Raw genomic sequence first — 10,890 nt, forward strand, 5'->3', positions numbered from 1 at the left:
TTCACCTTGTTGTGCAGGCTCGTCCCGGTATGTGCGCCTTATATCCGATTCCTGTACGTCATCCCGTACCTTCGTGGTATCTTGCCTTAACAAGACGGCTTCCTTCCGAAGTACCGTCACCGATACCCCGTTGCACTACCACTACACCCTTCGCCTCCATCAGGCTGGGTCTAAGACTTGCCAAACGTTCTGAAATTGTTTACGTTTGACTCACTTTTAAGAGCACGTGCCATGCCCGGCACACACAAGGCTTTTGCAGCGGAGCGCAAAAAGCACGCGCCCGCTGAAAAGCAGCGTTCACGGCGGCTCCGCCGCCGTGAATCGCGGTGCTGACTTCGTCCAGTACCTTGTCCAGTCGCCTCTGGCGCCTGAACAAGGTACTGGACCGGTCACTGCACACCGATCAATCAAACTATCGTTTGCTTGATCGGCGCACAGCGCCGGTCAGCACCGCGATTAGCATCAGAAATTAAAAGATATGAATACCCCAACTACAATATTTATTGATACAAGTGTCTTTGATGAAAGCGCATATAATTTAAGCTCAGCAAGATTTAAAGCCTTTCGTTCTTTGGCCGAAGCGATTAAATTTAAGCTGCTTATTCCTGATCCAACAGACCGTGAAATAAGAAGACATATTCGGGAGCGATCTCAGTCTGCCGTTAAATCACTTGAGGATGCAGCGCGACGCGCTCCCTTCCTCAATCAACTTAATGATTGGCCTCTCAATGGAACAAACAAAGCTATCCTTGCAAACAAGTTAGAACAGAATATTGAAAGGGGTCTATCAGATTTTTATAATAACTTTGAAATTCTAAAGCTTGATTACAACGGGGTAGATATAAAGGAGATTATGAACTGGTATGATTGTGGGCATGCTCCGTTCTCTGATAAAAAGAAAAATGAATTCCCTGATGCTTTGTCCATTGCTTCATTAAATCAGTATCACAAATCATCAAATGAAAATATTGCAATTATCTCTGGGGATGGGGATTTTAAATCGGCTTGTGAAAAACACAAACATTTTCTCTATTTCCCTTCTTTGCCAGCCTACACTGAAGCTATCCAGATGGAAGATAAAAGGGTTGATAAAGTTCATCATATGCTATCGAGTAATGATTCAATTGTAAGGAAATCAATTTCAGAAGAATTCCCAAATTTATCATTTCTAATAGAAGCGAATTGGGATGGTGAAGCTGAAGACATAGAGTTGTCAGATTTCAATGAGATAGAGTATTATGTTGTTGGCATCGGACATCACAATCATATTGTTTCTTTTGATGCTGAAATATCATTTTCAGCCTATGTGTCCTATTGGGATTTAGAAACCGCTATTTATGATAGCGGAGAAGCCTACCCACTTCACAAGATTGAAGGACGTGCAGAAACAGCGACTTCAATCTCTGGGACATTTAAAATTACCACAGATGACAATGAAGAAACAATTACCTCATGTAACAGTATAGAATTTGAACAGGACTACATTAGTATAGGCGATGAATCAGATTATTGCTAAAGGTGCTAACAAGGCTATTTCAGCCGACGCAAAAAGCTGCGCGGCTGAATAGCGACGTTCACGGCGGCTCCGCCGCCGTGAATCGCGGTGCTGACTTCGTCCAGTACCTTGTCCAGTCGCCTCTGGCGCCTGAACAAGGTACTGGACCGGTCACTGCACACCGATCAATCAAACTATCGTTTGCTTGATCGGCGCACAGCGCCGGTCAGCACCGCGATTGGAGGGCGCTATATGATCACACCAACAGCGGTGTACCGGGACAGACAAGATTTCTATGGGTACGTTTTCAAGGAACCTGTGCATTTTGACAATGTTGTGTTCGAGGAAGAAGTGGACTTTTCGCATGCGACCTTCGAGCGGGGGGCGTCGTTTAACGGCGCGCTTTTTAAGAAAGGTGCTAGCTTTAGAATGTGCACTGTGCAGGATAGAATATGGTTTTGGAATGCCCGGTTCAGGGGGCCAGCTAACTTCCATAATTTTGTGGTGGTGAAGGATCCTAGGGCGCCTACCGGTCATATTTATCCCGGTGAGGCCAATTTCAGTTGGGCAAGATTCAATGATGAAGCGGTCTTCAAATGGGCTCGATTCGGAGGTAAGACCTTTTTCTGGAGAACGCTCTTCTATCAAAAGGTTGATTTTGAGGGGGCAGTCTTCGGGGAAGACGGGGCCTTGTTCTGTGGGACTAAATCAGAGGTTCAGATCCCCGCTCAAGTGATGGACGCAGACAAGCTTGAGCTTTTGACTCAAAAGGGCATCTTGAGGCCAGACGTTGAGAGCCCAACGATAAAATATGTGGGCAAGCCAGAATTTCATTCCTTGTACCTATTCGCTGAGGGGATCAAGTCCTTTGACCAGTTTCTCGCCAACCTTGAAGCGCTGGAACCCAATCCCCTATCTCCGGATGAGGTGATATCAGTAGAGCGCTTTTGGCACGAGGGCGCACAACCCATGTTTCAGCAGCCCAATCTGGTTTCTTTCCAACACATCGAGTTCGCACGACCGGCGGCAATCGAGCTCATTAACGTCAATCTTCCTATGGAAACCCGGTTCGCGCTGTATCAATACAAAGAGCTTAAGGTTAATTATACAAAAGACGAAGATGGAACGGCGGATGAAAGTTATTGGTCGTGCTTTATCAGCTATAGCAGCAAAGATGCTGATTTCGTCAAATATCTAAAGGAAAGACTTCGGGGTGAGCTCATATCAGCGTGGCTTGACTTCGACAATATTGTCTACGGAGGACAATTGACCGAACAGATAGAGAGTGCGGTCAGCAAGCATGAAAGATTGATCATAGTCCTTTCCAACAGCAGCCTTAAAAGCGATTGGGTCAAGAAAGAGATTCAGGAAGCATTGAAAAAAGATCCCGAATCGCTCTTCCCCATCAGGATCACATCCATCGATGAGATCCAGAAGCATGAGTTCATATGGGATACCTTTAAACATGTGCCCATACTTGATTTTGAATTCGATCCTCATCAGGAAGTCGTGGACGCATCCTTCGAGGATTCCTTCAATAAACTCGTCAAGAGCCTGAAGAAGCCTAAATACTAATTCCGAAAAACGGCACGTCCTTCGGCTGGAAAAAGGGCTGACGTAGAGCATGGGTAGAAAAACGTCGGGTTAAGGGCCTATACATTTAACAGAATATGATTTCAATCATTTTTCCCAACAACGCCTTTCACCAGATGAACTGGTGAAGGCTAAAATTGACTTTGTCTATACTTCCTCAGAATTTAGAACATTCTCCCTGGCGTCGATTTGATCTGATAGTCCTGCCTGGCCGTCTTTCATCGAAAACCCGGGAAATTACCATGAATACTCGCTTCCATTTTTCTCAATGGACTAAGCTTTCTATTTACATCCGATTGCTTGGCTGCTATTGAAATAGGACCCTCTTTTTAACGGAATAGCATTCTAAGTCACAATTGCTCACAATGCTCGTAGCAAAAAACGAAGTTGTCGAGATCTTAAAACGTGTGGAATTGGTTGGTGGCAGAATTATAAAAGAACCACACGATACTTTCTGGGGAGGTTTCAGCGGATATTTCTCTGATCTTGATGGTTATGTGGCTTGGGGACCAATGTTTGAATTTGCAGAGAATGGTGAAATGAAATTAAAAGGGGGCGTATAACATGCCCCTCCGGCTGACCACGTGAGCGTGAAGCGTTGACAGTGAAGGCTGTTAGTGAGGCGGATTAATTCTGGGCATTAGCGCTGTAATATTCGAATCCGAAATTGGTTCATGAGAGGATTATGTCATTGGTTTCATCCCCAAAAAAGGATATTGCTCCACTGATAATGTAGATAGTCTTGTTTGCTGGGATAGTTGTATTTGCCGGTCTGCTGTCGATTATGGGCTATCCAAACATTGGGGCGGTTTTTATTCGCACAGAGTTTGCACTCTATCTCAGCATCAAATTGTAAGTTCGGGGCCGTATAAATTCATAAGACATCCTGCTTATGCAGGGATGATAGTGGCAAATTTGGGAATATTAGCTTATTTTTGATTGACAATGATTGTAAAAGGAGCGCCATGCGCCACTATGTTTCCAGACAGGATCAACTCCCGGTGGATGCCTCATCATGGCAGAAAGCCCCATGGAATGAAATCTCAAGCCAGAAACTGACCTGCCATATGGGAGAGCCGCCTCTCCATTTCCCGGACACCCGGGTCAAGCTGGCCTATGACGACCAGGCTATTTACCTGATGTTCCGTGTCCAAGACCGGTATATCCGGGCCCTGGCCCGGACCGACCAGGATCGGGTATACCAGGACAGTTGTGTCGAGTTCTTCTTCACTCCGGGCCTGGACCCGGAACAGGGGTACTTCAACCTTGAGATGAACTGCGGAGGCACCATCCTATTTCACTTCCAGACCTTGCCCAGGCAAAATCCCGTTGAAATCCCGGTATCTGACTGTGCCCGAATCCTCCGGGACGCATCCCTGCCCAAGGTGGTGAGCCCTGAGGTTCAGGACCCAGTACTATGGTTCCTGAGCGCCAGTATCCCTTTTGACCTGCTTTCCTCGTACACGGCCGTGATCCATCCCGAACAGGGCAAGGCCTGGCGGGCAAACTTTTACAAGTGCGCAGACAACACCTCCCACCCCCACTGGCTGACGTGGGCGCCGGTGGACCTACCGGCCCCGGACTTTCACCAGCCCCAGGCCTTTGGCACCCTCTGCTTCCAGTGAAACCAGGAAAAAGCGTTCTCCCGGCAGTTTTAAAAAAATGCGAGAAAAGGCAAATAAAATATGGGGCCCTCTGTCTATGCTTTCGGACCGAAACCCCTCTAAATAGATGAATTTACTACTTTCGTTATTCTTGACACGGAATAAAGGTACCGATTGACAGACCAAGGAGAATGACGCATGCTGAAAGGCATGATGACCGATCGTTCTTCATTCAGCGTGATGACCATAAACCTAAGGTTCGGCCTGGCCCGGGACAAGGAAAACGTCTGGGACAGCCGAAAGGGTCTGGTGGGAATTCTCCCGGTCCGGAACAAAGGAGACTTTATCGGTTTCAAGGAGGTCTTCCAACATGATGTCCCGGGCACCTGCCACGGCTTCACCGGAAACCCGGGCGGCAAACACATCGGCTGGAGACTCTACCGGGGAGGCATCTGCGCCCGCCATTCCCGGGTACTGATCTTTCACAGAGGAACGCGCTATCCGTCTGCTCATTTTCCCGTCACCGCCGGATTCACGGAGGCGGTCTGAATGGCGTCGGCTCTGGCGCTTTTCCACCCCCTGATCCGGGAGTGGTTTGAGACCAACGTAGGCTTGCCTACTCCTGTCCAGGAACAAGCCTGGCCCGTAATCGCGGAAGGACGGCACCTCCTGGCTACGGCACCCACCGGCTCGGGCAAGACCCTGACCGCGTTTTTATGGGCCGTTAACCAGCTCGCCTCGGGGCGCTGGGAAACCGGTGCCTGCCGGGTCCTCTATGTCTCCCCCCTCAAGGCCTTAAACAACGATATCCGGGAGAACCTGATCCGCCCCTTGGCCGAGATCAAAGCACGGTTCGAGGCGGCAAGACGCCCCTTCCCCGGTATCCGGGTGCTGACCCGGAGCGGGGACACCCCCCAGCAGGAGCGCCGGAAGATGAGCCTCCATCCGCCCGAAATCCTCATCACCACCCCGGAAAGCCTGAACCTGCTGCTAAGCTCCAAGTCCGGCCTTCTCATGCTGGGGCGGATCAAGACGGTTATTTTAGACGAGATCCACGCCTGCGCCGCCTCTAAGCGGGGCGTCCACCTGATCACGGCCGTGGACCGCCTGGTCCGCCTCTCCGGCGAATTCCAGCGTATCGCCCTGTCCGCCACCTTGAAGGACCTTGGCCCTATCCGGCGGCTGGTGGGCGGCTTTTGCCTCTCGGGTCCGCATGAGGCCCCCTCTTACACAGCCCGGCCTGTGGTCTGTGTCCAATCCGCCATGGCAAAGGAGGCCCGGGTCCGTGTCTGCTTTCCAGAAGCGGACAACCGGGAAGACGAGGGGTTTTCCATCTGGGACCACCTGGCCCGGGTTCTTGTACCTAAGCTCTCCTGTAACCGTTCCACCCTGATCTTCACCAACGGCCGCAGGCTGTGCGAGAAGCTGACTTACAAGCTCAACGAGGCTGCCGGTGGCCTTATCGCCTTTTCCCATCACGGCTCCCTGTCCCGGGAATTACGGCACGACGTTGAAAGCAAGCTCAAGGCCGGCGATCTTTCCGCTATCGTGGCCACCTCCTCCCTGGAGATGGGCATCGACATCGGCAGCCTGGACGAGGTGGTCATGGTCCAGGCCCCGCCCTCGGTCTCCTCGGCCGTCCAGCGCCTGGGCCGGGCCGGGCACCGGGTAGGAGAGAAAAGCCTCGGCACTATTTTCCCGGCACATCCCCAGGACCTGATCTTTTCGGCGGTCCTGGCCCGGGCCGCGACAGAGGGTGACATCGAGCCCCTGACGCCTGTGGATGCCCCCCTGGACGTCCTGGCCCAGATCCTCATCTCCATGGTCGGCATGGAATCCTGGGATCTTGACGAGCTATTCGCCTTCATCCGGACCTCGTCCCCGTTTCACACCCTTTCCCGGGAGCGCTTCAACCTCGTGGTTAACATGCTGGCCGGCCGTTATGCCGGAACCCGGATCCGGGACCTTGCCCCGCGGATTTACATCGACCGCCTTTCGAACCGGGCGGAAGGCGCCAAGGGGGCGCTCATGGCCCTGTACATGTCCTCCGGCACCATCCCGGACCGGGGCTACTTCCAGTTGCGCCACGCCCAGACCCGTGCCCGGATCGGGGAGCTGGACGAGGAATACGTCTGGGAGGCTAAAAAAGGACAGATCGCTACGGTGGGCAGCCGGAACTGGCGAATTACCGAGATCACCCACAACGACGTTTTTGCACTGCCCGTGGGAAATGCGGGCATGGACGCACCGTTCTGGCTGGCCGAGGCCATGAGCCGGGACTTCCACTTTTCAAAGCGGATCGGGGCATTTCTGGAGACGGTTGCAGATTGTCTGGACCGGGGGAAAGGAGGCGAACAGGCACTTACCGCACTTTTACAGACGGATTATTTCCTGGACGAACCGGGTGCGTCCGCTCTGATCGCCTTCTGCCGCAGCCAGATCAGGACAGCAGCCATTCCCCACGCCCACCGCCTCGTTCTGGAGTACGTCCGGACCGGCCCCGGAAAAAGCCCCGGCACCATGCTCGTGATCCACACCCTTTGGGGTGGCCGGGTGAACCGCCCCTTTGCCCTGGCGCTTTCGGCGGCCTGGGAGCGGGCTTTCGGGGAGCGCCCCGAGGTTTTTCCCGGCAACGACGCTGTGGTGATTCAGCTTCCGGCACCCGTGGCCCCCGAGGAGATCATGGCCTGGGTCCGGCCCGGCAACCTTGGCGAACTCGTTCGGGCGAACCTTGAAACCTCGGGCTTTTTCGGGGCGAGATTCCGGGAATGCGCGGGAAGAGCGCTGCTGATCACCCGGAACCGGGCCGGCCAGCGCATGCCCCTGTGGATGACCCGTCTCAAATCCCAGAAGCTTTTGGAGAACGTTCTGGCCCTTCCGGATTTTCCCATCCTTCTGGAGACCTGGCGAACCTGCCTGGACGACGAGTTCGACCTTACGGCCCTGTCAGGGTGCCTTGCCAAGATCGAAACGGGTGAAATCGCCTGGAAGGCGGTTCACACCGCCACGCCCAGCCCCTTCGCCGCCACCATGGCCTGGCAGCAGATCAACCGGTACATGTACCGGGAGGACCAGCCTGCCGGCAGATCGTCGAGCCTGGCATCGGAACTGATCCGGGAAACCCTGTACAACGATGCCCTGCGGCCCAGGATTCCGAAGGCCCTGATCCGCGCCTTTGAACGAAAGCGCCTACGCTTGGCGGAAGGCTATGCCCCCGGATCAGCCATGGCGCTGCTGGACTGGGTCCGGGAACGGGTGGTCCTGCCCCTGGACGAATGGCAGACCCTGGTGGCTGCGCTCCCGGACGAAGCCCCCCCTGATCTCTTTTCGAAAGTCGTCGTAATCCGGCCCAGTGCTTTGGTTGAACCTCTGGCGGGCCCCCTGGTGGCGGCACTGGAGAACGCCCGGGAAATTCTCAACGCCTGGTATCCTGACGGGGCCGAAGTCCTGGATTTTTCCGGGAACCCGCATCCTTCCACCCTGCCGGTGCCCTTGGACAACAGTGATGCCCCGCCAGCGGCCGCCCTCCTGGGCCAGTGGCTGGGATTCTACGGCCCTGTGACCCGGGAATGGGCCGCCCAAAGCCTGGGGCTCTCCGAGGATGTCCTGGACAGCTCTCTCTTCGACCTGAACGACGGCCGCCAGACGGTTTCAGGTCTCCTGGTATTGGAAGATCCGGGCGAATTCGTCTGCGATGCCGGCAACTTTGAGATCCTCATCCGCATGAACCGGGCCGCGGCCCGCCCCGATTTTTCTCCGCTGGAACTTGCCCGCCTGCCCCTGTTCCTCGCCCAAATCCAGGGATTGACCTCTCCTGCGGACGGCCAGGACAGGCTCTTTGACGTGTTCGAACAGCTCTCCTGCCTGCCCCTGCCGCCGGACCTCTGGGAGACCCAGGTGCTTCCGGCCCGGATCCGCCCCTATTACCCGGCCTTTCTGGACAGCCTCATGCAGGAAGGTGAACTGGTCTGGCTGGGCGGGGAAAAGCGGCAGGTCCGCTTCTGCCTGGCCCAGGACCTTGCGTTCCTGGCGGATGACGACGCCCCGGACCTCGATTCCGGCCATCCCCTGGCTGCTGCCATTCCGGGACAAAAGTACGGGTTTGAGGGGCTTAAGACCCTGACCGTAAATTCTGCTAATACCCTTGTCGACAGAATCTGGGAGGCAGTCTGGGAGGGGCTGTTAACTAACGATACGGCTACCGCCCTGAGGCAAGGCATTGAACACGGCTTCCGGCTCCCCGGTGCGCCTGCTGCCCCTGCGGCGGGATCTGCCGTGGACCGCCGCTGGGCAGGGATTTCCGGCAGGGGACGGGAATCTTCAGGGTTCAGTTTCCGGTCCCGGAGGGGGGCCAGGAGCCGGGGGCTTTCCAGGGGCCGCCCAAGGCGCAACCCGGCCCCCCTGGCCGGGAACTGGTTCCGCCCGGAGTTTGAGGCTGCCGGCGACCTGGTGAACCGCCAGGCGCTGGACAGAGACCGGGTCCACCTGCTCCTGGACCGGTACGGCATTCTGTTCCGGGAGCTTCTGGAGCGGGAATCCTTAGAATTCAGGTGGTCTGCGATATTCAAAGCCCTTTACCTCATGGAATTGGCCGGGGAGGTCGTGGCGGGATCATTTTTCAAGGAAATTAAAGGCCCCCAATTCGCCTCCCACAAGGCCCTGAGACGTCTCCAGGCTGGGGGGGACGACGACACGGTCTACTGGATCAACGCCGCAGACCCGGCCTCGGGCTGCGGTTTGGGGCCGCTTTCGGCCAGGCTTGGCCTGCCGAGGCGCTTGCCTGGCAATGCCATGGTCTACAAGGGGCAGGATCTAAAGCTTTCCTGCATACGGCAGGGCCGGGAGCTGATCATCCAGGCAGACCCGGACGACCCGGAGCTTTCCCGCTTTCTTTTCCCCTTAGCGGACATGATGACCCGGCAGTACCGGCCGGTGCCGAGGCTCACCGTTGAGACCATCAATGGCAGGGACGCTGTATCAAGCCCGTACCGTCTGGGCCTGGAAGGAATTTTCGAGGTGGCGGCCAGCCTTAAGACCCTGGATCTGTTCCTGAAAATAGCCGGAAGATAAGGCCCCTTGGAAACCGTATTGCTCTAATCGTCCACCAGCGCCAATAGTATTCCGTTTTTGACCGAAAAATTGTTTTTCATTGTCGTTTCGTGTAACGTGAATAATATCCACAGATAAAAGAGTTCCGATGGTATCAGACACATTTCTTCGGTGAAAAATAAAATCTCAATGATACCATCTGTATCGTCAAGGGGATTTGCATAAATAAAAACACCATGCGTTCTGAAGGGAGCAAATCAACAGCACTTGACACAATACTCGCTTTTTGAAGCATAACTCTCAAGCATGGTAAAATATTTCTATAAACGGCCATGGGCTGACCTGACATATCAGCACCGAGGTGTAGCCCACAACAAAGTAAGAAAGTAATTCAACAACTTATTGGAACTTTCTTATAAAAAACAATGGCAATTCAATCACACTTTAAAAATGGGAGACATCCTATGAATGAGCAGAGAATACTGCTTGAGTCAGGCACCAACGAGCTGGAGCTGCTCGCTGTTCTAATAAATGACCAGCCTTTCGGTATTAACGTTGCCAAGGTCCAATCTATTCAACAATATGATCAAAAATCAATAGCCACTCTGCCCAATAAGGTGCCAGGAGTTCTTGGCATGCTACTTTACAGGGATAAGACGATTCCTGTAATGGATTTAGCACAGATACTTGATATTGAGGAGACCATTGAATATGAAAGAAAAATCGTTGTCGTCACTGAATTCAATAATTCTGTAAATGGTTTCAAAGTTAATGGTGTAAGACGTATATATCGAATATCATGGAAAGACCTGGTACCACTCGATCAGACCATCGGGGATACAAATTATTTTACTGGTTCAGTAAGCATTGAAGGTGATCAGATATTGGTCATTGATCTTGAGCATATTCTATCAACTATTTTCCCAGATCTTATCATTGAAGATGTTAGCCCAAGTTTTCGATTGCAAATTATAACTTATTGTAATCACGCGGATTGTTGTTTTTAAGTTCCTGGTTATGGCACTACTTTTGTCTAAAAATGTTTTTAATCACCGGCCCTGGATATAAACCTATCTCCAAAGCTTTATAAATTTTTTGTTGTCTGGGTTCTGGTCGTGTGCTTTTTCTGATATGAACGGTTTGACCATC

Annotated in this window: 8 protein-coding genes; all 8 read left to right on the plus strand. The window is 53.1% G+C overall.

Features of this window, described 5'->3' with window-relative positions; all coding sequences use genetic code 11:
- Positions 1-478 precede the first annotated feature (478 nt).
- The 8 genes from B147_RS0102545 (at position 479) to B147_RS0102575 (ending at position 10,748) form a co-directional block, all read left to right on the plus strand.
- The gene (locus B147_RS0102545; protein ID WP_020585686.1) at positions 479-1,516 is read left to right on the plus strand and encodes a PIN domain-containing protein; all 1,038 of its coding nucleotides are present in this window, start codon (positions 479-481) and stop codon (positions 1,514-1,516) included.
- Between the two features lie 231 nt (positions 1,517-1,747).
- Complete coding sequence (locus B147_RS0102550; protein ID WP_020585687.1) at positions 1,748-3,070, plus strand: TIR domain-containing protein; 1,323 nt, start codon at positions 1,748-1,750, stop codon at positions 3,068-3,070.
- A gap of 383 nt (positions 3,071-3,453) precedes the next feature.
- Positions 3,454-3,651, plus strand: coding sequence for a VOC family protein (locus tag B147_RS29665; protein ID WP_020585688.1), 198 nt, complete (start codon positions 3,454-3,456; stop codon positions 3,649-3,651).
- A 286-nt stretch (positions 3,652-3,937) separates the two neighbouring features.
- Positions 3,938-4,027 carry an isoprenylcysteine carboxylmethyltransferase family protein gene (locus tag B147_RS33380; RefSeq protein ID WP_425386997.1) on the plus strand — a complete coding sequence of 30 codons (90 nt, stop codon included), beginning with the start codon at positions 3,938-3,940 and terminating at the stop codon, positions 4,025-4,027.
- A 26-nt stretch (positions 4,028-4,053) separates the two neighbouring features.
- Positions 4,054-4,713: a carbohydrate-binding family 9-like protein gene (locus B147_RS0102560; RefSeq protein WP_020585689.1), complete on the plus strand. Its 660-nt coding sequence runs from the start codon at positions 4,054-4,056 to the stop codon at positions 4,711-4,713.
- 177 nt (positions 4,714-4,890) lie between these two features.
- Entirely contained in the window at positions 4,891-5,241 is a 351-nt protein-coding gene (locus tag B147_RS0102565; RefSeq protein WP_020585690.1) for a hypothetical protein, read from the plus strand.
- On the plus strand, positions 5,242-9,762 hold the full coding sequence (locus B147_RS27180; protein WP_020585691.1) for a DEAD/DEAH box helicase: 4,521 nt from the start codon (positions 5,242-5,244) through the stop codon (positions 9,760-9,762).
- 443 nt (positions 9,763-10,205) lie between these two features.
- Positions 10,206-10,748 carry a chemotaxis protein CheW gene (locus B147_RS0102575; RefSeq protein ID WP_020585692.1) on the plus strand — a complete coding sequence of 181 codons (543 nt, stop codon included), beginning with the start codon at positions 10,206-10,208 and terminating at the stop codon, positions 10,746-10,748.
- Positions 10,749-10,890 lie beyond the last annotated feature (142 nt).

Origin of the sequence: Desulfobacter curvatus DSM 3379 (assembly GCF_000373985.1) — a bacterium.
Taxonomy (GTDB): domain Bacteria; phylum Desulfobacterota; class Desulfobacteria; order Desulfobacterales; family Desulfobacteraceae; genus Desulfobacter; species Desulfobacter curvatus.

Excerpts from the sequence above, each read along its gene's own strand:
- B147_RS29665 (WP_020585688.1), top strand. The coding sequence starts at position 3,454 with ATGCTCGTAGCAAAAAACGAAGTTGTCGAGATCTTAAAACGTGTGGAA.
- B147_RS27180 (WP_020585691.1), top strand. The coding sequence starts at position 5,242 with ATGGCGTCGGCTCTGGCGCTTTTCCACCCCCTGATCCGGGAGTGGTTT.
- B147_RS0102545 (WP_020585686.1), top strand. The coding sequence starts at position 479 with ATGAATACCCCAACTACAATATTTATTGATACAAGTGTCTTTGATGAA.
- B147_RS0102565 (WP_020585690.1), top strand. The coding sequence starts at position 4,891 with ATGCTGAAAGGCATGATGACCGATCGTTCTTCATTCAGCGTGATGACC.
- B147_RS0102560 (WP_020585689.1), top strand. The coding sequence starts at position 4,054 with ATGCGCCACTATGTTTCCAGACAGGATCAACTCCCGGTGGATGCCTCA.
- B147_RS0102575 (WP_020585692.1), top strand. The coding sequence starts at position 10,206 with ATGAATGAGCAGAGAATACTGCTTGAGTCAGGCACCAACGAGCTGGAG.
- B147_RS0102550 (WP_020585687.1), top strand. The coding sequence starts at position 1,748 with ATGATCACACCAACAGCGGTGTACCGGGACAGACAAGATTTCTATGGG.